Source organism: Psychroserpens luteolus (assembly GCF_021032705.1).
GTDB lineage: Bacteria > Bacteroidota > Bacteroidia > Flavobacteriales > Flavobacteriaceae > Psychroserpens > Psychroserpens luteolus.
This window is the reverse complement of record NZ_JAHVXI010000001.1, coordinates 989,643-1,014,201: the sequence shown is the minus strand read 5'-3', so window position 1 is coordinate 1,014,201 and position 24,559 is coordinate 989,643. Positions and strand designations below refer to the sequence as shown.

Here is a 24,559-nt window from a genome sequence, read left to right as displayed (position 1 = left end):
GTAGCAACTTTTAGATATAAACCATAAAAGCCCTGGTTGATTAATTCAGGGCTTTATATTGGTTAGTTATTCATTATTTAAAATTTTATATTTTTTATTGTGCTTGTGGTCCTCCACTCACAATGATAAATTCTGATCTTCTATTCATTTGATGATCTTCATCAGAACAGTTAGAGCCACAATCTACTTTTAATTCACTCTCTCCTTTACCTGTTGCTGAAATTCTAGCTTTATCAATTCCTTTAGAAATCACATATTGAACAGTTGACTTCGCTCTTCTTTGAGATAATCCTTCATTATAAGATCCAGGCCCTCTACTATCAGTATGAGATGTCGCATTAATAACTAAGTCAGGATATTTGTTCATAACTTGAACTAATTTATCTAATTCAAAAGCAGCTTGGGCAGTAATATTAGACTTATCAAAATCAAAATAAATTGCATTTAAAACAATAGCTTCTGGAGTAATAATCACTTCAATAGGATCTAAAGCAATATTAACTTCTACTTCTTCCTCTTCTGAAGCGCTTACAGTAACTTTTCTACTTTCATAACCGTCCATGGTTACTTCTAATTCAGACCCTTTTCCACATTCAACTATAAATTCAACAGTACCATCAGAGTTCGTTACTTTTGACAATACACTATTTCCTTGATCATCATACATAGTTACTGATGCAGCATTAATTGGATTTCTAGTTTTAGAATCGGTAACAATACCTGTTATTAAAACATCACATAAAGGTTGTAATTTTTTGATAGCATATATATCATCGCCACCTAATCCACCGTCTCTATTAGAAGACACATATCCTTCTTCTGTTTCTTCATCTAAATGAAATGCAAAATCGTCTGCGCTACTGTTAATTGGCAAACCAATGTTACGAATTGGAGACATTTTACCATCTATTTCTTTAGTATGAAATACATCTAAGTTTCCTAAACCTAAATGACCATTAGAAGAAAAGTAAAGTGTATTATTACTACTTATGTAAGGGAACATTTCTTGTCCTTGAGTATTTACTTTCTGACCCAAATTTTCTGGATCACCTAGAGAACCATCATCATTTATACTTGCTTTATAGATATCAAATAGACCATAACCTCCTGGCATATCCGATGCAAAGTATAATGTCTTTCCGTCTGGGCTAACTGAAGGGTTTTTTACTGAATAATTTTGGCTATTGATTGGAAACCCTTCAACATTGCTCCATTTGCCACCAGATTTAGTAGCCTTAAACAGGTGAAGTAAGCTATATCTATATTTTGTTATAGAATCTTTCTCATATTCTTTTTCATAGAAACTTTCTCTAGAAAAATACATGGTATTTCCATCTGGTGAAAAAGAAACAACTCCTTCATGAAACTTTGTATTTACCTCATCTTCTACTAAAGCTCCTGGTTGGTATGTCCCATCCTCATTTTTAGCCATTTCATAAATATCTAAAAATGGTTCTTCATTCCATGAGTATGTTTTACGAGATGTATTTCTAGCAGATGTAATGTAAAGCTTTCCATCTTGAAGCGTTCCTCCAAAATCAGAATATTGCGTATTGAATCCTAAATTTTGAATATTGAATTTTTTACCTTTTTCTAAGATTTTAGGTAAGTAGTCTGGATTTTTATTAAAAGCAATCGCTCTATCATCACTTGGTCGCATTGAAGCAAATTTTGCCATTTGAGTATTTGATTCTTCATACTTTCCATTAGCTTTTAACATTTGAGAATATTTAAAAACCATTTCTGGACTATCAGATGTTTCTAAAGCTTTTGCATACCAACGCTCAGCTTCTTGAGTGTTAAATACATTGTAATATGATTCTGCAAGCTGACTGTAAACGTAAGGACTTCCCTTTCCGTCTTCAATTAGTTTGGCATAGTCTTCAGCAGCTTCAACAAATTCAAATCTATTGAAATGTTTGTCTGCTCTTTTTGTGGATTTATCTTGAGCTATTAAGCTGAAACTACTTAATGCTGCTATTGTAAAAAGTGTCAATAATTTTTTCATGATTGTTTAGCTTAATTGATTAGAAATATCTTGGTGAACGTGAAACTTTCTTCGGAAAGTTTAGATCAAATAATAACATAAATTCGTGAGATGCAGGTGCATATCTTCTAATATCAGAAGTTACATTGTCATATGCATATCCAATTCTCAAAGATGGCGTAATTGCAAAATTAACTAAGCCTGAGAAAGAGTCATCCAATCTATACGAAGCGCCTATTTCAAATTTTTCATAAAACAATGCATTAAGATTCACGTCAAACGAAGTTGGTGCACTAAATGCAGATTTCACTAAAAACGAAGGCTTTAACTTAGCGTTTGGTGATAATTGAAAAACATATCCACCTGTAAGAAAGTAATGCGCTTCTTCAGAACCTAATTTATTTCCGTTAGCATCTAAATGAACAGAATTTAAAATATTAGGAACAGAAAGTGCTAAATAGTAATTATCTGTATAATAAAAAGCACCTGCTCCAATATTTGGTGTCGTTGTATTTATATTTTGAAAAAAGGGATCATTTGGATCAATTAAATCTATTCCTGCTAATCCAATATCGTGAAACGTTGCTCCAGCTTTAACTCCGAAAGCTAATCTGTGCGCTCCACCTAATTGCAATGTGTATGAGAAGTCTGCATACACATTTGTTTCTTTAATTGGCCCGACTTCATCAGAAATAACAGATAGACCTAAACCTACTTTATCTCCTACTGGAAGATGTCCGAAAAATGTTCCTGTTTTTGGAGCGCCATCAATACCAGTCCATTGTGTACGGTAAAGTAATCCAAATGACAAATTCTCCTTAGAACCTGCATATGCTGGATTGATGACATTCATATTATACATGTACTGTGTGTATTGTGGATCTTGCTGTCCATACACCTGTGTTGCGATGAGCAATACAATAATGATATAAAATTTTTTCATTTGTTAGTTTGTTTGATTTTAGTTTGTTTGGTTGAATTCTTAGAATTCTATTTAAGATTTTAATTGGTTACTTAGTTGAGTCGTTGTATGTAAACCCATGCACTTCTCTGCTTACCACCTTCGTACTCCATCGTATAGAAATAGGTTCCAACAGGCAGCTCATCACCATCGTTGGTTTGACCATGCCATTCGTTTGTATAGTTCTCTTTAGAGTAAACTAAAGTTCCATTACGATTAAAGATTTCAAGCTTGCTTACATCATAACTACTTAAATCAAAAGTATCATTCATCCCATCTCCATTTGGAGAAATCCCTTGAGGAATTACACAGCTTTCTAATTCAATTACATTTTGTGCGGTAATACTAGAACATTGTGTTGCATCGTTAAAAGTCACTTCTATTTCATAAAGTCCTGCTTCTAATACTGGAAGGGTTAAACCGTTTTCTCCAGCAATAACACCTCCATCTTGATACCATACAATTGTTACTTCAGACACTGAATAGTTATTGGCTGTTGCAGTAATTAAAATTGGTACTGTTGCATTAGGGCATACCTCGTAATCAAAATCTGTAGTGAATGATGTACTAGGCAATGGCTTAACTATGAGATCAAATGGTGTTGTAGAGAAGCAATCAAAAGCAATATTACTTTCCACTCTAGCATAGATAGTTTGAGAGGCACTACTGTATAGTACAGACGTATCAATGGCATTCGTTCCTGCCTCTGCATCTGCCTCAGTTTCATAATAAGACACCGAAAAGTCTGTAGCACTTTGACCATTAAGTATATTCGCGTCATGCGCTGCTAAGTCAAATAGCGTAACCCCGTCTGTGTCATCATCACATTCTTCAATTGGCACACTAGTTGCATCTGGAGTTGGTCCAGATATGATTAACTGGAACGATGTTGTAGCAGAACAAAATGTTGCATTAGCATCTTCAACTCTAACATAGATTGTTTGTGGGTTAGATGTATTGGTGTAGTTTAATGGTAACGGATTTGCACCTGATTGAGCATCTGCTAAAGTTAAGTGGTAAGTTACATTAAACTCTGTTTCTGATTGTGTTCCTAAAACCCCTGCTGTTTGAATCCCTAAGTCAAAGTCTTCAATTTCATCTGCTGAAATGTCATCACATGTGACAATATCTGCTACTGCATTTGCAACTGGTTCATCTCCAAAAGTTATGGTCACCGAATCTTGAGCCTGAGCATCACATTGTTCATCATAAACTATAACTGTATAAGTACATGATTCTGTAACAATCAATGAAGACGATGTTTCGCCATCAATAATAAAACCATCACAATACCATTCCCATGTGTCAGCGAAAGGTGAATCCGCAATTATTTCATAAGAATCAAATCCACAAAACTCTTGATCTGGTCCTAAATCTACTTCAATCTCGGCGGTAATATCACCATCGTTTTCACCTCCTGTATTGGTTTGACTAATTGAAATAGTTCCTGGATCATCAGAGAAATTAGTTACTAATAAAAGATAGATTTCTCCAGACTGCGCATTATCTATAGTAAGTGTTTCTGTTGAAATAAATGAATAACTACAATCTACAATATTTCCAAAAGGATAGAAATCAGGATCTGCAGTATTATTAGGGCAATCTCCACCAGGATTAGGACATCCTAAGTCTAAATTACCACAAGCATTTTCTACAGAATCAAAAGGTCCCCATAGAACGAAATCAACATCTAATCCGTTTCCTGCATCATCCACTTGAGAAATTTCTATTTCAATCAAACCAGGATCTCCAATTTGAATAATATTCCATGTTGGGTTAGGCGCAGAAAACAAACATGCAATATCCGAAGGATCTGGAATCCCAATAATATTAGGTGTTGTTAAAGCTCCTCCTGGTTCAGCACAGAAGTTTTCAGCATTTTCACAAATGATATTTGTAGGTGCTTCTTTTATACAAAGATCGAAGGTTGATGTTTCTGAATCATTTCCTCCTGAGAATACTCTAATAAAGTAAGTATTACCTACAATTAATTGAGGTGTTACACTTGCTGTACCATCTGTACAATCGATTTCTACTAGACCATCACAAGTTCCTTCATATAGTGCATGATCTAAATTGAAAGTTCCTCCAGCTATATTTACTAAGGAAATCAATTGAACTTCACTTAATGCTGTAAACTCAAACCATACATCGTCGTCTGGATTACCAGTACATGTTCCATCTGGCACTCCCGACGGTGTTGCTTCAATTATTGTACCTGGAGTTGTTAAATCACAAGAATCATCGTCGTTAACTACTGCAACAGTAGCGTCACACGGATTGTCATTTTCAGGTGGACATGCCAATAATTGAATTGGGCTACTATTAATAATACAGTTAACATCCTGATCATTACTTACAGATACAACAACATCAACCAAGAATGGGAATGGTCCAATTTGATATGTTCCAACCGCAGTCACTGGCACTGTTGTAGCATCTATATTATTTGAAATTGTAAGTGATGTAGCATCTCCTAAGCTTGTAACATTAACGTCAATTAAGAACTGATCGCCATTATCACAATCGTCAATAACTTGATAAGTGGCTACTGGGTTTACACACGTAGCACAAGCTACAGTAAAGTCAATCCCATCTAAACAGCATCCACTACCTGACTGACAACTCACAGAACCATCAGATAAAATCTGGATTGTAATTGTATCGGTTATAGATTGAAACGTTAATCCATCAAGCACACCATCATTACCTTCATCATTATATAGTACTGTACCATTTCCATCGGTTACAAGTAAAAAGTCAAAAGGAGCCCCTTCAATTTCTCCTACATTGATGGTAAGATTAAGGAGTGAACCATCTGAGCTTGTGTATGTAAATATTTCAGAATCATTATTTCCATAACAAAGGAAACTGTTTACTGGACCAACAGCACAATCCACATCAAAATTGGTTTGTATTGTTGTCGTAAAAATTACTGGTCCAGACCATATACTAAATTCGCTACCACAATCAGCTCTTACCCATACTTCATATTCGGTTTCAAAATCTAAACCAGAAATACTTGCTGATGGTGTTCCTACGGTAGTCCCAGGACCTGTTGGTTCACCTGTTCCAGAAGGAACAACTACATATTCCCAAGATGTTTCTCCATTGTTAGGTGTCCAACTTATATCTGCAGTAGTTCCCGTAATATTAGCTACTGTAATCCCACTTGGAGGAATACAGAAGTTTCCACAAGATTCTACTCTTACAAAATCTATAGACATATCGCCTTCAAAACCTGTTCCGGCTCCACCATAGCTAAATTCTAAGTAAATCACTTGGCCTAGATAAGCATCAAGATTAATTCCTACAGGTACCCAAGCTTCGTCATCTGAGATTTGTAAGTCTCCTACCCATGTAAATACATTAGTAAACGGACCTGCTGCATCTGTACCTACACCAACATTTAATGTTCCCATATCATCTCCAAAAGCATGGAAGAAGAATGACAATTCAGCACCATCAACAGCTGTTGACATATCAATTGCTGGACTTATCGCTGATGCAATATCTGTAGCATCGCCAGTTGCTTCATATTCTAAATGGTTTCCACCGCCGCCATCAAAAGCATTTGCAGGACCAGTACCAAAAGAATTGGCTCCAGCCGCTGTAATATCCCAGTTACCATTAGAACCATCAAAGCCTGTTCCTGTCCAACCTGATGGTGGATCTTGTTCGAAGTTTTCAGTAAAAATAAATGAAGATGAACCTGTTACACAAGTTACTCCAACTGGTGGTGGAGGTGGTGTATTTAATGTTGTAAAATTAATTGGTCCAACCCAACTACTTAAACCATCAACGCCACAATCACTTCTTACCCATACTTCATAAGCTGTACTTGGGTTTAATGGTGTTGCTGTATAAGGGTTATCTGTTGTTGCTGTTCCTGCTCCTGCCGGAACTCCAGTTCCTTGAGGCTGTATTGCTACTTCCCAAGACGTCTCAGTTCCACCTGGTGTCCAACTTATATCAGCCGATGTATCGGTAACATTATCTACGACTACACCTGTTAATTCCTGACATGAAGGAATAGCACGTACTCTAAAGTTATCTACAAAAACATCATTGTCTTCTGCATCATCAACAGTTCCTTCAGATCCTAAAATCCCAAACTGTACTATCTGACCTGAATATGCTGTTAAATCAAATACAACTTGAGTCCCAGTAACAGGAACCACAGTAGTATTATCAAAAGTTAATAAACTCGTCCATGTTGCACCATTATCTGTACTAATTAATAATTGTACAGTATCATCAGAACCTAAAGTTCCTGCTGTAGTGCTACTTGCGAATTGCATGATTCCAAAATCAAAATCGACTTGAAAAGGACCTCCTGTTAAATCAAACTGAGGGGATAAAATCCAATCGCTTTTGGCAGCTTGCCATAAATTTATTTTGTAAGCGCCATCAAAACCATTATTTAAAAATCCATCTGGTCCCCAATCACCAGCGCCAAGTCCTGTTGGACCTGTAGTTGCATCTCCATCAGAAGCTTCATCCCAACAATTCGGTATTATTGTGGCGAAGCCTTCTAAATAATCAGGAACGAATACATCGCATCCAGATAAAAAGTTTACTGGACCTACCCAGTTACTAAAACCGCTACCTCCACAATCTGCTCTTACATAAACTTCATAATCTGTTACGGCTGTTAACCCATTTTCAGTGTAAGGATTGTTTGTAGTTGCTGTTCCTGCACCTGTTGGCACACCAGTTCCTATTGGTTGAACTGCTATTTCCCAGTCCGCTTCAGTTCCACCAGCTGTCCAGCTAATATCTACTGATGTTGCCGTAATATTAGCAACAGCAATTCCTGAAGGCTCAGGACAACTTACGTCAAAAATTGATACGGTATCGAAAGCAACACCTTCATCTTGAACAGATCCATCAGAACCAAAAGCGACTCTTAAAATCACATTTGCTTCTCCTGCAAGTCCGTTTAAGGCATGTCGAGCAACTACCCAACCACCAGAACCTGTAGTTCCTCTACCAGTCCATCCTACTTGTTGACCTCCTGGGTTTCCGGCTATAGTTCCATCATTATACCAGTTATTTGGATCGCCTTGAGCACCTACATTTTGCCATGAAGCACCATCATCAATTGATGATTGTAAAACCATTCCGTCCCAACTAAACTCAGAATTCCACCAAATACTCATCTCAATAGATGGTGCATTTAGTGATGATAAATCAAAAACAGGACTTACAACAAATGAGTTTTCATTTGTATTATAATTTCCTGTTAAATTAGTCACCCATGCATTAGTTCCAGAATCTGCACTATTAATGACAGCTGCTGTTGGAGCTCCTAGAGCCCATGTTCCTGCTGTAGTATTATCTGCAACCCAACCTCCATCACCAGACTCAAAATCTTCTAGATAAGGATATGATGTTACCTGTGCAGAGGCACACCAAATTGAAAAAGCAAATAAAAATGATAACGAGAGTAAAACTTTTTTCATATCAATGAATGCTATTAAATTATTTTAATTAATTGATAGTTAGCGTCTTAGTTTTAATCCAAAGGGGCAGGACCGAATAATTAAGACATTACTAAGTCTCTCTATAAGACCTAAATAAGTATCCGAAGATAAAAAAAATGGTAGTTAACGAACTGTTAACATTGTTATAATAGATAAAAAGCAGTTATTATCGACAAAAAGAAAAAGACGTTAAGAACTTATGTTTCAGAGACATTTAATTGTACAAAAACTGGAAAGTGATCACTGTAACCGCCTTTGTATTTTTTACCTACAAAAGTTCTAAAAGGTTGTCCTTTAAATTTACCTTTATATTGAGTGAGAAACTTTTCATCAAAAATATCGGCTTCATCAAACTTTAATTTATTCTTTTGAGTTTCGAAAAAATTAGTTGAAAATAATATTTGATCAAATAAGTTCCATTTAAAATTATGGTTCAAACTTCCCCTACTATAAGACAACATGGTTTCCATTGGATTATAAAGATCACCATTTGAAGAAAGAAACTTTATACTCTCATTACTTGGGTTATCATTAAAATCTCCCATTACCAATAGTTTAGCATTGGGATCTTTTGTTTTGATAGCATCAATTATTTCTACAACCTTTTGAGCCGCTTTTAAGCGCTTAGGCATCGATTCTTGCTCACCCTCTCTCCGCGATGGCCAGTGATTAATTATACAATGTACTTTTTCGGAGTGAAGAATTCCTGATACTAATAAAATATCTCGAGTGTAATCTTGCTCGCCAATTTCGTCTTCAAGATATATAGAATAGGTTTTAGAATGTTGGACAGTAAAAACTGTTTTATCATAAATCATGGCAACATCAATACCTCTTTCGTCCTGTGAATTATAATGAACAATACCATAGTTATATGATTCCAAATGCTTACTCTCAATAAGGTCTCGGAGTACATTTTTATTTTCAACTTCAGCCAAGCCTACAATAGAAGGTGGTTTTTGAGTGTTTTCAAAACCTATTTTAGAAATCACCTGTGCTAATTTAAAAAGCTTTCGGTCATAACGCTTTTGAGTCCAACGTTTTTCAGAATTTGGTAAAAAGTCGTCATCATGTTTTGACGCATCATTATATATATCGAAGAGATTTTCGAGATTATAGAACGCAACGGTATAAGTAATTGTTTTTTCGTCTTGGGAATTCACATCACAAATTTAGGTTTTAAAATGCAATAGACGAAGATTCAATTATGTAACTTTGTCTTTTATTTGAATATATGATTGAAAAAAAGAATATAGCACTAGAAAAAACAGTACTTATAGGCGTGGTCACAAGAGATCAAAATGAAGAGCAATCTAAAGAATACTTAGATGAGCTAGAATTTTTGACCTACACAGCTGGAGGTGAAGTTTTAAAACGTTTTACCCAGAAAATGGATATGCCAAATCCAAAGACATTTATTGGTTCTGGTAAAATGAATGAAGTGCAACACTATATTGAAGACCATAATGTTGGTACAGCAATTTTTGATGATGAATTGTCTGCTGCTCAAGAACGAAACATCAGTAAGATTTTAGGATGTAAAGTATTAGATAGAACAAATCTTATTCTTGATATTTTTGCTCAACGCGCTCAAACAAGTTATGCACGAACTCAAGTTGAATTGGCTCAGTGTGAATATTTATTACCACGATTAAAAGGAATGTGGACTCACCTTGAACGTCAAAAAGGTGGTATTGGTATGCGTGGTCCTGGTGAAACAGAAATTGAAACCGATAGGCGTATTGTGCGTGATAAGATTGCTTTACTCAAAGCAAAGATTAAAACGATTGACAAACAAATGGCTGTTCAACGCGGTAATCGTGGAAAAATGGTTCGCATAGCTTTGGTTGGTTATACCAATGTTGGTAAATCAACATTAATGAATGTCGTTAGTAAAAGTGATGTGTTTGCTGAAAACAAATTATTTGCAACTTTAGATACCACTGTAAGAAAAGTGGTGATTCAAAATCTTCCTTTTTTACTTACTGACACTGTTGGATTTATTAGAAAATTACCTACACAACTAGTCGAATCTTTTAAAAGTACACTTGATGAAGTTCGAGAAGCAGATTTGTTGCTTCATGTTGTTGATATCTCACACCGAAATTTTGAAGAGCATATTGAATCTGTAAATAAGATTCTTGGTGAGATTGACAGTTCAGACAAACCAACAATAATGGTATTTAATAAAATTGATGCTTACGAAGCTGAACCTTTTGATGATGATGACCTCATCACCGAGAGAACATCATCACATTATTCATTAGACGAATGGAAAAACACGTGGATGAATCGAGTAGGCAATAATGCCTTGTTTATTTCAGCATTAAATAAAAAGAACCTCGATACATTTAAAAAACGAGTCTATGATGAAGTAAGAGAAATTCATATCACACGATTTCCATACAATCATTTTTTGTATCCTGATTATACCGAAGAAGCATAAGACAAGTTTTATACAAACAAAAAAGCATCCTGAAATTAACAGGATGCTTTTTTATAGTATCTATTGTTAGAATTAGAACTTATAAGTTAATCCTAATGTATAATAGCTTTGTAAGTCGTTATCAACAGTATCAAATGTTGGAGCATCTTCTGGTGCGCCTACAAAATTTGCCAAGGCAAAATTTAAAGCTTCTTGCTTGTTATTTCTTAAACCAAAATCAAATCCTACACCAATACTTTTCCATAGTGTATAGCTAAATGAGTTGGTCCATGTCCAGTTAGACAAATCACCACTTTCATAACTCTGAAACATTGATAGGTTTGATTTAAATGCTATTGCACCAATTTGACGCGTATAATCTGCAACAATTTTTGCACCTAAAGATGATTCGAAAACGGTATCATTATCAGCAAAAACAAAATTGTAGTTTAATGGGTGGATCACAACTATCAAGTTCTCAAGTGGCGTCCAAGTTGCACCAACACCAACATCTAAATATCCAGGATCATTGAAGTTATTTAAAATTGTTGTTCTGTATTCCATCAATCCAGAAATGGCAAATTTTTCGCTCAACTTTCTTCCGTATAAAGACGAAATATTAAACACGTCTGTTGTTGGTTCAAAATCATCACTGTCATCAGGATTATCTTTGTCATCTAACTTCGTCCAATTTAAATTAGTTGTTAAGGCATTTCTCCAGAAAAATTTCTCTTGAATTAAGTTAGCATATCCATTTACGGTGAACCCAATATTTCCCGATGAATTATTTGGAGTACCTTGTGCATACCAGTTATTAAAGTTAGACAAACTTCCTCCAATTACACCAAAGGCTCCAACTCTCCAACCAGGTAATGCATCTATTTGCGCCTGTAATGCATTTGCTTCAGCTTGAGCTGCATCAGCTTCTGCTTGTTTTTCTGCTTTTTGAGCTTGTAATTCCTCTTTAGTTTGCGAGAAACCGAAAGACATTGATAACATTAATACTGCTGTAAAAAGTAATTTTTTTGTCATAGTTCTTGTTTTAGTTTTAATAGTTTTCAAATTGTTAATTAGAATGCAAATATAAATCATTAGCTATTTGAATGCCAACAATTTAGCTGAAAATGAAAATTTAGTAATTCGTATCTGTAGTATTTGACTCTATTTTTTCATTAAAGTCACTTGAACGATGATATTATTTTTTTCTTTTGAAAAGTGGTACAGATGAGCACGCTTCACCATACATTATAGATTTAGCAACAGGTTTTAATTTGCTAGACAACATGAGGTAAGCATTGGTTGGAACGGGTTTATTAGCACAACCTTTAATAATGATTGGTTTGTCCTTGTAAGATTCGACATCCAATGTATTGATAACATCTTGAAAGAGTGATGTCTCAAGCATTTCGAGATTTCCTACACACACTTTTTTAGCATAGGGTTGTAATTCTAAAGTGAGCAACATAAAGGACCAAGCAGGAATTATGGCATCTGTAGAACAGGTTAAAGCCACATATTGATTTTGATGTTGAGACCAATCATAATCTTTTACATATTGTCTAAACTCTTTTTCTCTCAACACAAAACCTTCATAGAGCCAATCTTTGATATCAAAAACATGGCGCTCTCCATCTGGATAGTAGTCTTCTAAGTCGACTACCATCAATTTACTTTGCGCAACTCTATTTACAATTTCCTCGGCCATATTAAAGCATTCCTAATTCTAATTTGGCTTCTTCACTCATAAGATCTTGACTCCATGGTGGATCGAATGTAATTTCAACCTCAGCTGTTTTTACATCATTCAATGACTTTACTTTTTCTTCAACTTCTAATGGAAGCGTTTCTGCAACTGGACAATTAGGCGTGGTTAGGGTCATTAAGATCTTAACATCATAATCTTCATTTACAAAAACATCATAAATAAGTCCCAATTCATATATATCTACAGGAATTTCTGGATCATAAATGGTTTTTAGAACTCTTACTATTTTTTCACCTAAAAGGTTTGTATCAATTGTTGTATCGCTCATTTTGAACTAGTTTAACTGTGTTTGATATGCAATTGCATACATTTTAATTTGTTTAATCATACTTACCAATCCGTTAGCACGTGTTGGGGACAAGTGTTCTTTCAGACCAATTTTGTCGATAAAATCTGTATTACTTTCAATGATATCTTTAGGATGTTGATTTGAGAATGCTCTTATCAATATGGCAATAATGCCTTTGGTAATAATGGCATCACTATCTGCAGTAAACTTTACCTTATCATTAATCATTTCGGCGTGAACCCAAACTTTGCTTTGACATCCTTTAATAATATGGTCATCGGTTTTATATTGCTCATCTATTAAAGGTAAGGTCTTGCCTAAATCTATCATATATTGGTAGCGTTCTTCCCAATCTTCAAACATCGAAAATTCATCAATAATCTCGTCTTGTATCTCAGCAATTGTCATCTAAAATTCGTTTTCGTTTTAGCATTCATTTTTATAATGCAAAGATACGCATCTCTATTGTTTCTCAAACAATGTTTTAATCGATAAGATTTTCTCAACAACGCTTTTAATAGCTTCTGGAGGTGTTCCGTGATCAAAGTTTTCAGTCTTATAGGTATCTTCGCCTTTTGAGATCTCTAAATGTGCCATAGGAGCGCCATCATATCGAAATGCTCTTGAAGGTGGTTCTAGTCCTGGAAGTGATTTTTCATCGGTTTCACTAATGAGTGCCATTAATGCATCTTTTTCTTCTTTCGGAATTTGATATTTACGAATGTCTTTGAGATTATAGTCATTAGTTACAGACATAGAATCGCCTTCAATCCATATTTGCAGAAAAAAGCCTCTGGTATGTGCTTTGTAATTAATTTTCATCGTCTCTTCTTGCAATCGTGCTTCGGTCATTTCGGTAGTGACTTGTGAAGATGTATCACTGGTCATTTGTGCTTTATTTTTATCGCATTCTTTAGCTGAAATCAGCATAAATACTAAACATATAAGTAGTTTCATAATTGTGTGCTTTTGTTGTTAGTAGTAATATTACAAAAAAGAAGCCAAAGTTTATGGTTACTGTTACTTTTCAGAATTATTTAAAAACTAATTCTTTAGAACTAAGAAAAAAATAATACTTTTAGTACCATACATTAATCTTAAACACTAACAATGAAAACATTACTATCTCTTTTTCTGCTTATTTCTTTTACTGCATCTGCGCAAAAACTTGACCGAAAACAAATGTATGCGTATTCTGACACTGTCGAATTTAGAATTTATAGCATTCAAAAAAGCAGAACTGCTGATAGAAATCAAGAAATTTTCGTCGCTGAAAAAGGACAACGGTTTTTTACTATTGTATTTGAGTTTAAAAATAAGAGCTCTGAAGCGCAGATTATAGATTTCGAAAAGATATTCATTAAAGATAAAAATGGAAATCTACATCAAGTGGATTTGGTGGTTATGTCAATGAAGCTAACCTCTTCAATAAAGAAGTTTCAACAAAAATTAAAAGCCAATAAAAAACGAAAGATTATAGCTCAGTTTATTCCACCACTTCCAAAAAAAGAGCTTATAAAAACACTGGTCATTGATGGTAATGAGGTAGAATTAAAATACAATGAATAAAAAAAGGATGCCGAAAAGGCATCCTTCATATCATAGTATAAAACTGAAAAATTAGTTAGCCATTGCTGCTCTTGGTCCTCCAGCTGCGAACACAGTTCTCATGCGTGTTTTTTGTCCTTCAGAGAACATATACATGCATGCATCATCAACATAATCCATATAGTTCATTGTCATATCATTTGATCTACAGTTCACTGTTGGATATGATGGGCAACCATAGTTTGGTGCATCAGACTTAGGCGTATCAGAAACAAAATCATCTCTGTTACATCTTCCATCTCCCCAAATATGGCGTAAGTTTAAGTAATGTCCAACCTCGTGAGTTGTTGTTCTTCCGCCGTTAAAAGGTGCAGATACAAATCCAGTGTTTCCAAAATATTGAGGTGACACCACAACACCATCAGTAGATGAAGGTCCTCCAGGGAATTGTGCATAGCCTAAAATTCCACCTCCAATATTACATACCCAAATGTTTAAATGCGTTTCTGGTGTTACTGGTGGATACGCTGCTTTCATAGCATCATTAGTTCCCCAAGAGCTTCTTGAGTCTGCATGTCTAAATGTTCCAGCTAAAGTAAATTCAATTTCACTATCTGCTACTAAACCAGTAAATTCTCCTGGCACTTGACTCGCATCACCATTAGTTGCTCTAAAGTCTTCGTTTAACACATCTATTTGAGATTGAATTTGTCCAGCGCTAATGTTTTGTTGTGAATTGCTATAAATAACATGAACATATACAGGAATATTGATAACACCTAAGTTATCTCCACCGCCATCGCCACCGTCACCGCCGTTGTTGCCATTTCCATTTCCGTTCCCATTTCCAGGTCTGAGTAAAATGTTAGCTCTTGTTTGATACTCGATGTCATACATTTTTTTGTACAGTTGTGGATCTTCTTCTAAAAGTCTGTTCAAGTTGGTCATCGAATAACATTGAGTTACTCCATTTCGTTGTCTTTCATCATTTTCATCAGTTTCGGTGTGTACAAAGAAGTCACTCATGTCTACTTTTGTTTGCTCCTGAGAAATTTCATTTTTGTCATTTTCACATGATGTAAAAATTAGGGCTAGAGCTGCAAGGCTCAAAAACATTTTTTTCATTTTTTATATATTTTGGTTAAAATTTTGCTGAATATATAATTTTTTACGAATAAATTTTAAAAAACCATTAACAAAATATTAAGATTTTGAAAAAAGCTGTTTATAAGTAAAAAAAGTACGGAAAAGCCGTAATTGCAAGACAGAAAAATCTGTCTTTAAAAAACAAGTAATTAAAAAAAGAGAGTTGGAAATAAAATTTAGCTCAACATTAGTTTCGCTTTCTTAACACCTTCGACTAAAGTATCAATTTCAGTTTTTGTGTTGTAAAATGCGAATGATGCGCGAACAGTTCCAGGAATTTTAAAAAAATCCATGATAGGTTGCGCACAATGATGACCTGTTCGAACTGCAATTCCCATTTTGTCAAGTATTGTTCCAATATCATAAGGGTGAATCCCTTCAATATTAAATGAGATTACTGAGGTTTTTTCTTTAGCAGTTCCGTAGATTTTTAAGCCTTCTATTTGAGTTAACTTATTCGTGGCGTAGTTTAATAGCTCATATTCATATGCTGCAATCGCATCAAAGCCAATAGTATTCATATAATCTACAGCAGCACCAAAAGCAATGCCACCACAAATATTAGGTGTTCCAGCTTCAAACTTATGAGGTAGTTCGGCATAAGTCGTTTTTTCGAAAGTCACCTCATCGATCATTTCGCCACCACCTTGGTAAGGCGGTAATTTATTAAGCCATTCTTCTTTACCGTAGAGCATTCCAATACCAGTTGGCCCACACATTTTATGAGCTGAAGTCACGTAAAAGTCAACATCTAATGCTTGCACATCTGGTTTGATATGCGGACAAGATTGTGCACCATCAACGAGTACTGCTGCACCAACATCATGTGCTTTTTTGATAATCTGCTCAATAGGGTTAATAGTTCCTAAAGCATTTGAAATATGATTAACAAACACAAGTTTTGTGCGTTCTGATAACAAGGTTTCATATTCGCTCATGATCAATTCACCATGTTCATTCATAGGAATAACCTTTAAGCTTGCACCTGTGCGCTCACATAGCATTTGCCATGGCACAATATTACTGTGGTGCTCTAAGGCTGATACTAAAACCTCGTCATTCTTTTTAAGTAATGTTGAAAATCCATTAGCCACCAAGTTAATCCCATGTGTTGTTCCTGAAGTTAGGATGACTTCATAACTATGCTTCGTATTGAAATGTTTTTGGATCTTTAATCGTGCAGCTTCATATAAGTCGGTTGCTTCCTGACTTAAAGTATGTACACCTCTATGAATATTAGCGTTGTAATTTGAGTAATAATCAACAATCACATCAATCACTTGTTTAGGTGTTTGTGAGGTCGCAGCGTTATCAAAATATATCAAAGGTTTTCCGTTAATCTCACGATTTAATATTGGAAAATCTTTTCTGATTTCATCGACATCAAGATTGATATGACTTACTGTGTTACTCATTACAAATCAAATCCGATACTAACGCCTAATTTATTGGCAATAAGTTTTGTAATACGTTGTTTGATTTCAGGAATTTTAACAGAATCCAATACGTTGTTGCTAAAAGCAAACATTAATAAGGCTTTTGCTTCTTTTTCTGGAATTCCACGAGAGCGCATATAGAACATAGCGCTGTCATCTAGTTGACCAATGGTACATCCATGAGAACATTTCACATCATCAGCAAAAATCTCTAATTGAGGTTTAGTATTTATAGACGCTTTATCACTTAATAAGATATTATTGTTTGCCTGAAATGCATTCGTCTTTTGAGCTATCTTATCTACAACAACCTTTCCGTTGAACACACCTGTTGATTTATCACCAAAAATACCTTTATAATCTTGATGGCTTTCACAATTTGGTTCGATATGATGTACTAATGTATTATGATCTACATGTTGTTTATCACCAATAATTGTAACACCTTTTAATGTAGAATCAATACGTTCCCCGTTTTGATAAAAATTAAGATTATTACGCGTTAATTGTCCTCCAAAAGAAAATGTATGAACAGAGGCATGACTTTCACGTTTTTGTTTGATAAACGTATTATCAATTAAAGAGGCGCTTTGTTTATCATTTTGAATTTTATAATAATCAACAATAGCTCTTTTATTGGTAAATATTTCAGTAACACTATTCGTTAATACTGGGTTTTCAGTAAGACTTTGATGACGCTCAATAATTTGAACATGAGAATTTTCATCTACAACAATCAAATTACGTGGCTGCAGCATTAATGCAGACTCATTTCCTGTTGAAAAATGTATGATTTGAATTGGTTTCTCTACCAATTTGTTCTTCGGAATATGAATGTAAGCACCTTCTTGAGAAAAGGCTGTATTTAAAGATGACAAACCATCTTTAGTAGCCGCTTTATTGAAGTAGTTCTCAATAATAAGTCGATACTTTGGTTTTGATAGTGCAGCAGACATCAAGCATACATCTATACCATCATGAGTGGTTTGAGACAAATGAGATGAATACTTACCATCAATAAACACAATCTTATAGGTGTCTATATCATGAATAAAATACTTCTTAACATCACTATATTCTATAGCATTTTCTTGCTTTGGAAATACGCTATAATCATGTTTTAAAACACTGTTTAAAGAGGTGTATTTCCAAGCTTCATCGCGCTTAGAAGGAAAGCCTTCATCTTCAAACGTTTTAATTGCTTCACTTCGAACATCATGAACAGGAGCATCTATATCTACCGTGTTCTCAAATGCCATAAATGACGATACTAATTTATCTTTTAAATCCATGTGTTGTGTCTTCGGTTATTTGTAAAATTTACCAATAACTTCAATTAAGCATTTACTTCCTCTTTTATCCAATCGTAACCTTTTTCTTCTAACTCATGCGCTAGTTCTTTTGTTCCCGATTTTACAATTCTACCATCATACAATACATGTACATAATCTGGAACAATATAATCTAGCAAGCGTTGGTAATGTGTAATTACGATTACAGCATTATCTTTACTTTTTAATTTATTGACACCATTGGCAACAATACGTAATGCATCGATATCCAAACCAGAATCTGTTTCATCTAATATGGCTAACTTAGGTTCAAGCATGGCCATTTGGAAAATCTCATTTCGTTTTTTCTCACCTCCAGAAAATCCTTCATTAAGAGAGCGTGATAAAAACTTTCTATCAATTTCTAAAAGCTCTGATTTTTCGCGAATCATTTTCAGCATTTCATTTGCTGGCATATCGTCTAAACCTTTGGCTTTTCTAGTTTCATTAATAGCCGTTTTCATGAAATTAGTCACACTAACACCAGGGATTTCCACTGGATATTGAAATGACATGAACACACCTTTATGTGCACGTTCTTCAGCTGATAACTCTTCAATATCTTCACCATCAAGACTAATTTCTCCTTTATCAACTTCATATTCTTCTTTTCCAGCAACAACCGAGGCCAAAGTACTTTTTCCTGAACCATTAGGTCCCATGATAGCGTGTACTTCTCCAGGTTTTACCTCTAAATCGATACCTCTTAAAATGGCTTTATCTTCAACACTTGCGTGTAAATTTTTTATCTTTAACATATTACTTACTTCCTAATTTTATAACGTCGTTTTCTTCAGGACTTGGTTTTGATACCTTTAGAATTTCTTTAATCTCAATTTTTTGTTTCCATTGATTCTCAACATTATTTTCAATCATGCGGACTCTCAGGGTTACAGGCACCATAGTGTATTGATCTGCTTTATATTGCTTAACCTGTTCATTTAACTCATTCATCTTGTCGTCTATGACAACACCATACATTTGTGTTGGTGTTTTGAAGACTGCCGCCTTATCTGCATCTACATATAAAAAATCACCTTGTATAGCGATTAAGCCATCACTTTGTTTTAAGGTTTTGCCTGGTTCGGCAACCGTTGTTTTCTCTTCTGAAGACATCTCTGCTTCTGATGTCTTGTCATCTTTACAACTAACAAATACTACTAGCGTTATGAGTAATACAAATACTTTTTTCATGACTTTAATTCTTGGTTTTATTATCCAACCGATCCTTCTAAACTAATTTCTAATAATTTTTGTGCTTCAACAGCAAATTCCATTGGTAACTTATTAAGTACTTCTTTACTAAATCCGTTCACAATTAATGCAATAGCTTTTTCAGTATCAATTCCACGTTGATTACAGTAAAAAATTTGATCTTCTCCAATTTTACTGGTTGTAGCTTCATGCTCTATTTGAGCCGATTTATTTTTGACTTCTATATATGGAAATGTGTGCGCACCACAATCATTACCCATTAACAAACTATCACATTGTGAAAAGTTACGCGCATTTTCTGCTCTAGAGCTAATTTGAACCAATCCTCTATAAGAATTTTGAGACTTCCCTGCAGAAATTCCTTTAGAGATAATAGTTGACTTGGTATTTTTACCAAGATGGATCATCTTAGTTCCTGTATCGGCTTGTTGATAATTATTAGTCACTGCAATAGAATAAAATTCACCTACAGAATTATCTCCTTTTAAAACACATGATGGATACTTCCATGTGACAGCACTACCCGTTTCAACTTGCGTCCAAGATATTTTAGCATTGGTTTCACACAAGCCTCTTTTAGTCACGAAATTATAGACACCACCTTTTCCTTCTGCATTTCCTGGATACCAATTTTGAACGGTAGAATATTTTATTTCGGCATCATCTAAGGCGATTAATTCTACTACAGCAGCGTGCAGTTGATTTTCGTCACGACTAGGTGCCGTACAACCTTCTAAATAACTTACATAACTACCTTCATCTGCGATGACCAAAGTACGTTCGAATTGACCTGTTCCTGCCTGATTAATTCTAAAGTAAGTTGATAATTCCATTGGACAGCGAACACCTTTTGGTATGTAACAAAAGCTACCATCACTAAAAACTGCACTATTTAATGCCGCATAAAAATTATCTTTTTGAGGTACTACAGTTCCAATATATTTCTTTACCAGTTCTGGATGTTCTTGTATCGCTTCAGAAATACTCATGAAGATGATTCCTTTTTCGGCCAATGTCTTTTTAAATGTCGTTGCTACCGAAACAGAATCGACTACAACATCCATTGCAACTCCAGCTAGCTTCTTTTGTTCGTCCAATGAAATTCCTAATTTCTCAAACGTCGCTAAAAGCTCTGGATCAACCTCATCTATACTATCGTATTTTGGTTTGCTATTTGGAGCAGAGTAGTACGAAATTGCCTGAAAATCTGGCTTCTCGTAATGCACATTTGCCCACTCAGGCTCAATCATTTCTTTCCAGATCTTAAAGGCTTCAAGACGCCATTGGGTCATCCATTCTGGCTCTTCTTTCTTTTTAGAAATTGCTCTAACTATGTCTTCATTTAAACCAACAGGAAATGTTTCCGATTCAATATCTGTGTAGAAACCGTATTCGTATTCCTTAGTCTTCAGTTCTTCGCGAAGATCATCTTCTGTATATTTATTGCTCATACATCTTTTTTAAAGTGAGAATGACTCTCCACAACCACAAGTTCTATTGGCATTTGGATTATTAAATACAAATCCAGCACCATTTAAACCTCCCGAATATTCTAGGGTTGTTCCTATTAAATATAAAAAGCTCTTTTTATCAACGATGATTTTTACTCCATTGTCTTCAAAGACCTTATCATCTTCTTTTTGTTCTTTATCAAATTTTAAGTCATATGATAAACCTGAGCATCCTCCACTTTTTACACCAACGCGTATATAATCGGTAGCAGAGTTAAAGCCATCATCATTCATTAACTGAATGACTTTCTTTTTTGCTGTTTCAGATACTTTAATCATGTCTTATTTATAGATTTAATCTGTTCTTAATATCCTTTTTCAAATATTAGATTGAACATCTATATAAATACCAAACACCTTTAACAAAAAAACTTTGCTTGAATGTTTTATCTAAATAGATTGCAAATATACGACATAAGTCTATTTTTTCAATAGAACCTAACATTATATTAGCAAATGATTACATAAGTATAATTAATGCAAAGACCTGAGATCTAGAACCTAATTCCAATGAGAAAAGTAGTTATTGTTCTAAGCCGAAATTGGATGATGAAAACGTCTATTTTTCAACAGAAAAAGTTGTCTCATGGTCGTATTGATATCTCTATTTTTGTAGGGAAGCGCATTAAATTCACCATGATCACCTATCATTACTTTTGAATGGCATGTTTTACAAGTGAGTTCATGATTATCTTTAGATATCAATGACGAACGCTCTAAATTGTGTCCAAATACCGAACACGACAATTCGTTGTTAGAAGTGGTTTGCATAGTAGGTTAATAAGATTTGGGGAAGCTAACATAACAGTTTTTATTCATTTAACCGATGAAATACTGGTTTTTTCGTTGAAATGCATATTTTCTTATTCTCGAAAGTCATAAAAATACCTTTAGCGGTCATGTTCTTCTGAAAAAGCTACTTATTTTTGCATTATGATAGAAGATAAAAATCCACAACGCACATCATTAGAACAACTTGGAGAATTTGGTCTTATAGAACATTTGACCAAAAATTTTGATGTAAAACATACTTCAACCTTAAAAAGTATAGGAGATGATGCTGCAGTTCTAGATCATAAATCAAACCAAATCGTTGTCACTACAGATTTACTAGTTGAGAATGTTCATTTTGATCTTAGCTATGTTCCTCTTAAGCATTTGGGTTACAAAGCTGTAATTGTTAATTTAAGTGACGTGTACGCAATGAATGCTCATGCTTCTCAAATTACTGTATCCATAGCTGTTTCCAACCGTTTTCCTTTAGAAGCTCTTGAAGAATTATATGCAGGTATTGAAACTGCAACAAAAATTTATAATATTGATGTGGTTGGTGGTGATACGACGTCTTCTACAACTGGACTTATTATCTCAGTTACTGCCATAGGTAATGTAAATAAGGAAGATGTTGTATTAAGAAATGGTGCACAACCAAATGACTTAGTTGTTGTTACAGGAGATATTGGTGCGGCATATATGGGACTTCAAGTTTTAGAGCGTGAAAAAGAAGTGTTTAAAGTGAATCCACAAAATCAACCAGATTTAGATCCATATACTTACATTATTGAGCGTCAATTAAAGCCAGAAGCTAGAAAAGACATTATTGAACTCCTTAAACAGTTAGATGTAAAACCGACAGCAATGATCGATATTAGTGACGGACTATCTTCGGAAATAATGCATATCTGCAAACAAAGTGATGTTGGTGTAGAAATCTATGAAAATAAAATTCCGCTAGATCCACAAGTTATCTCAACTTGTGAAGAATTTAAAATAGACAGTACAACTATAGCATTAAATGGAGGTGAGGACTATGAATTACTAATGACTGTAGCTCAAGAGGATTTCCCCAAGATAAAAGGCAATCCAAATTTAACTGTTATTGGTTATATTACTGAAAAGGCAAGAGGCATGCACTTAATCACCAGAGGTGAGCAAGCAATACCAATTATCGCAAAAGGTTGGAATGCTATGAAAAATGAGGCGTAAAATCCAAAACTGAATTCTCTTCAATTGTATTGGACGCTTTCTGTTTTATTCGAGAAATTCTTCTGTTATGAATACGCTCTAACACCGAATTGATTTCTTTATACTTAGGCGTTAGTAATGTTAGACCACCTTTCCCATTTGTAGTGACTTGGGTATTACAATGGCAACATTTATATTCTTTAACGTGATACGTGATATTTTTAGAGACTTCGTATTGATGTCCAAATAACGAGCAGTAGAGACTTTTCACCTTATTGTGATATTTAGTTATTAATTTTAGAGGATTACTAAATATATGAAAACCACACAATAACGTGAGATTTTACACTAATATATCGATGAACTGAGTGTTTTCTTCTTTAAACGCATCATTCTGCGTGTATATATCTGCTCTAGAATAGCATTTATTTCTTTGTACTTAGGTGTAAGTTCTGTTAACTTTCCATTGCCATTGGTCGTCAATTGACGCTTACAGCATTTGCACGTATATTCTTTAACATGAGAGGTTACTTTTTTTGTCATCTCATAGTTATGACCAAATATGTCACAGTAGATTTTTAACGGACTTGAAGTCTTAGTAGGTGTTGTTTTTTTCATGGCTGTTAGATTTGGGGACAGTAAACTTAGAAAAAAAAGTTATTAAAAACGTCTAAAAGTATTTTTATTCGATAAAATGTTTTATTATGTAAGATAATTCTGATTTATTTTCTATGTGACTCATGTGCCCATCTGGTAATTGCTTACAAACTATATTAGTTCCTATGGTCTCTTTCAATATACGATTGGCATCAACAACTGGATCTTTTTTACCAACAATAATTATTTTTTTTGCATCTAAAGCCTTTAAAAGCTCATATTTATCTGTTCGAACCATCATTCCCTCTTGAGCTGCTATATAGCCTTGAAGTGGTGTTTTTAATGCTTGAAATAATGCCTTTTCAAGTTCACTAGCGTGTGTTTTTCTACTTTCTGAAGAAAATAAATTTATAAATGACATTTTAACAACAGCTTCATAATTTGACTGTACCATCTTATTGGCTCTTTGCCTTACCATTCTACGCTCTTCATCATCTGCTTTATATGTCGAATTAATTAAACACAATCGATTGACAGCTTTAGGATAGCGTTCAGCCATATCTAAGGAGACATAACCTCCCATAGAATGACCAATTAAGTTGTACTCTTTAACATCTAAATGCTCTAAGACCGATAATACGGCATTGGCCATATCTGACATCTTGTGAATGTATCCAATACATCCCGTTTTACCATGACCTAATAAATCAACACTTATAACTCTATTGGTTTGTATAAGATCCTTTTTAATATCATGCCACATTGCTGCATTCTCAAGAAAACCATGAAGCAGGACAATTGGTTCTCCCTCACCTACATCCTCATAAAAAACAGGAATATTTTTATACTTTAAAATCATAGAAAACAAAGATACTATTTGAACGGATTTTGCATACT

General features: G+C 34.5%; 23 protein-coding genes. 3 read left to right on the top strand and 20 right to left on the bottom strand.

Features of this window, described 5'->3' with window-relative positions; all coding sequences use genetic code 11:
- Positions 1 to 94: 94 nt before the first annotated feature.
- The 4 genes from KWG70_RS04555 to KWG70_RS04540 all read right to left on the bottom strand — a co-directional run bounded on the left by KWG70_RS04555 (position 95) and on the right by KWG70_RS04540 (position 9,597).
- Complete coding sequence (locus KWG70_RS04555; RefSeq protein WP_230934794.1) at positions 95 to 2,008, bottom strand: OmpA family protein; 1,914 nt, start codon at positions 2,006 to 2,008, stop codon at positions 95 to 97.
- 19 nt (positions 2,009 to 2,027) lie between these two features.
- Positions 2,028 to 2,930, bottom strand: coding sequence for a PorP/SprF family type IX secretion system membrane protein (locus KWG70_RS04550; protein ID WP_230934793.1), 903 nt, complete (start codon positions 2,928 to 2,930; stop codon positions 2,028 to 2,030).
- Positions 2,931 to 3,001: 71 nt separating this feature from the next.
- A complete protein-coding gene (locus tag KWG70_RS04545) occupies positions 3,002 to 8,413 on the bottom strand; it encodes a fibronectin type III domain-containing protein (RefSeq protein ID WP_230934792.1) in 5,412 nt (1,803 codons plus the stop codon).
- A gap of 218 nt (positions 8,414 to 8,631) precedes the next feature.
- Entirely contained in the window at positions 8,632 to 9,597 is a 966-nt protein-coding gene (locus KWG70_RS04540) for an endonuclease/exonuclease/phosphatase family protein (RefSeq protein ID WP_230934791.1), read from the bottom strand.
- Between the two features lie 71 nt (positions 9,598 to 9,668).
- Here KWG70_RS04540 and hflX point away from each other — a divergent pair, with 71 nt between their 5' ends.
- Positions 9,669 to 10,880 carry a GTPase HflX gene (gene hflX / locus KWG70_RS04535; protein WP_230934790.1) on the top strand — a complete coding sequence of 404 codons (1,212 nt, stop codon included), beginning with the start codon at positions 9,669 to 9,671 and terminating at the stop codon, positions 10,878 to 10,880.
- A gap of 72 nt (positions 10,881 to 10,952) precedes the next feature.
- Here the strand turns inward: hflX and KWG70_RS04530 are convergent, their stop codons facing one another.
- The 5 genes from KWG70_RS04530 to KWG70_RS04510 form a co-directional block, all read right to left on the bottom strand.
- Positions 10,953 to 11,891 (bottom strand): DUF3078 domain-containing protein, encoded by a 939-nt coding sequence (locus KWG70_RS04530; protein WP_230934789.1) that lies wholly within the window; start codon positions 11,889 to 11,891, stop codon positions 10,953 to 10,955.
- Positions 11,892 to 12,054: 163 nt separating this feature from the next.
- Positions 12,055 to 12,564, bottom strand: coding sequence for a DUF2480 family protein (locus KWG70_RS04525; protein ID WP_230934788.1), 510 nt, complete (start codon positions 12,562 to 12,564; stop codon positions 12,055 to 12,057).
- 1 nt (position 12,565) lies between these two features.
- The gene (locus KWG70_RS04520) at positions 12,566 to 12,892 is read right to left on the bottom strand and encodes a DUF59 domain-containing protein (RefSeq protein WP_230934787.1); all 327 of its coding nucleotides are present in this window, start codon (positions 12,890 to 12,892) and stop codon (positions 12,566 to 12,568) included.
- Positions 12,893 to 12,898: 6 nt separating this feature from the next.
- A complete protein-coding gene (locus KWG70_RS04515) occupies positions 12,899 to 13,321 on the bottom strand; it encodes a SufE family protein (RefSeq protein WP_230934786.1) in 423 nt (140 codons plus the stop codon).
- A gap of 54 nt (positions 13,322 to 13,375) precedes the next feature.
- Positions 13,376 to 13,870, bottom strand: a complete 495-nt coding sequence (locus KWG70_RS04510) for a hypothetical protein (RefSeq protein ID WP_230934785.1) — start codon at positions 13,868 to 13,870, stop codon at positions 13,376 to 13,378.
- 153 nt (positions 13,871 to 14,023) lie between these two features.
- On the opposite strand from KWG70_RS04510, the gene KWG70_RS04505 reads away from it, so the two are divergent.
- The gene (locus KWG70_RS04505) at positions 14,024 to 14,482 is read left to right on the top strand and encodes a hypothetical protein (protein ID WP_230934784.1); all 459 of its coding nucleotides are present in this window, start codon (positions 14,024 to 14,026) and stop codon (positions 14,480 to 14,482) included.
- A gap of 51 nt (positions 14,483 to 14,533) precedes the next feature.
- Here the strand turns inward: KWG70_RS04505 and KWG70_RS04500 are convergent, their stop codons facing one another.
- The 8 genes from KWG70_RS04500 to KWG70_RS04465 all read right to left on the bottom strand — a co-directional run bounded on the left by KWG70_RS04500 (position 14,534) and on the right by KWG70_RS04465 (position 21,871).
- Positions 14,534 to 15,586 carry a zinc metalloprotease gene (locus tag KWG70_RS04500; protein WP_230934783.1) on the bottom strand — a complete coding sequence of 351 codons (1,053 nt, stop codon included), beginning with the start codon at positions 15,584 to 15,586 and terminating at the stop codon, positions 14,534 to 14,536.
- A gap of 197 nt (positions 15,587 to 15,783) precedes the next feature.
- Positions 15,784 to 17,022 (bottom strand): aminotransferase class V-fold PLP-dependent enzyme, encoded by a 1,239-nt coding sequence (locus KWG70_RS04495; RefSeq protein WP_230934782.1) that lies wholly within the window; start codon positions 17,020 to 17,022, stop codon positions 15,784 to 15,786.
- Positions 17,022 to 18,335, bottom strand: a complete 1,314-nt coding sequence (sufD, locus tag KWG70_RS04490) for a Fe-S cluster assembly protein SufD (protein ID WP_230934781.1) — start codon at positions 18,333 to 18,335, stop codon at positions 17,022 to 17,024. Before sufD ends, KWG70_RS04495 begins: the two co-directional genes overlap by 1 nt.
- Before the next feature lie 44 nt (positions 18,336 to 18,379).
- Positions 18,380 to 19,132, bottom strand: coding sequence for a Fe-S cluster assembly ATPase SufC (gene sufC / locus KWG70_RS04485; protein ID WP_230934780.1), 753 nt, complete (start codon positions 19,130 to 19,132; stop codon positions 18,380 to 18,382).
- A 1-nt stretch (position 19,133) separates the two neighbouring features.
- Positions 19,134 to 19,568, bottom strand: a complete 435-nt coding sequence (locus KWG70_RS04480) for a hypothetical protein (RefSeq protein ID WP_230934779.1) — start codon at positions 19,566 to 19,568, stop codon at positions 19,134 to 19,136.
- Between the two features lie 20 nt (positions 19,569 to 19,588).
- Entirely contained in the window at positions 19,589 to 21,040 is a 1,452-nt protein-coding gene (sufB, locus tag KWG70_RS04475; protein ID WP_230934778.1) for a Fe-S cluster assembly protein SufB, read from the bottom strand.
- Positions 21,041 to 21,049: 9 nt separating this feature from the next.
- Positions 21,050 to 21,379 carry a HesB/IscA family protein gene (locus KWG70_RS04470; protein ID WP_230934777.1) on the bottom strand — a complete coding sequence of 110 codons (330 nt, stop codon included), beginning with the start codon at positions 21,377 to 21,379 and terminating at the stop codon, positions 21,050 to 21,052.
- 252 nt (positions 21,380 to 21,631) lie between these two features.
- Complete coding sequence (locus KWG70_RS04465; RefSeq protein ID WP_230934776.1) at positions 21,632 to 21,871, bottom strand: hypothetical protein; 240 nt, start codon at positions 21,869 to 21,871, stop codon at positions 21,632 to 21,634.
- A gap of 162 nt (positions 21,872 to 22,033) precedes the next feature.
- Between KWG70_RS04465 and thiL the strand changes: the two genes are divergently transcribed.
- Entirely contained in the window at positions 22,034 to 23,086 is a 1,053-nt protein-coding gene (gene thiL / locus KWG70_RS04460; RefSeq protein WP_230934775.1) for a thiamine-phosphate kinase, read from the top strand.
- On the opposite strand, the gene KWG70_RS04455 is transcribed toward thiL, so the two are convergent.
- From KWG70_RS04455 to KWG70_RS04445, 3 genes are all read right to left on the bottom strand, one after another.
- Positions 23,067 to 23,336: a hypothetical protein gene (locus KWG70_RS04455; RefSeq protein WP_230934774.1), complete on the bottom strand. Its 270-nt coding sequence runs from the start codon at positions 23,334 to 23,336 to the stop codon at positions 23,067 to 23,069. The genes thiL and KWG70_RS04455 overlap by 20 nt on opposite strands.
- Positions 23,337 to 23,413: 77 nt before the next feature.
- On the bottom strand, positions 23,414 to 23,683 hold the full coding sequence (locus KWG70_RS04450; protein WP_230934773.1) for a hypothetical protein: 270 nt from the start codon (positions 23,681 to 23,683) through the stop codon (positions 23,414 to 23,416).
- Between the two features lie 64 nt (positions 23,684 to 23,747).
- Positions 23,748 to 24,521 carry an alpha/beta fold hydrolase gene (locus tag KWG70_RS04445; RefSeq protein WP_230934772.1) on the bottom strand — a complete coding sequence of 258 codons (774 nt, stop codon included), beginning with the start codon at positions 24,519 to 24,521 and terminating at the stop codon, positions 23,748 to 23,750.
- Positions 24,522 to 24,559: the final 38 nt, after the last annotated feature.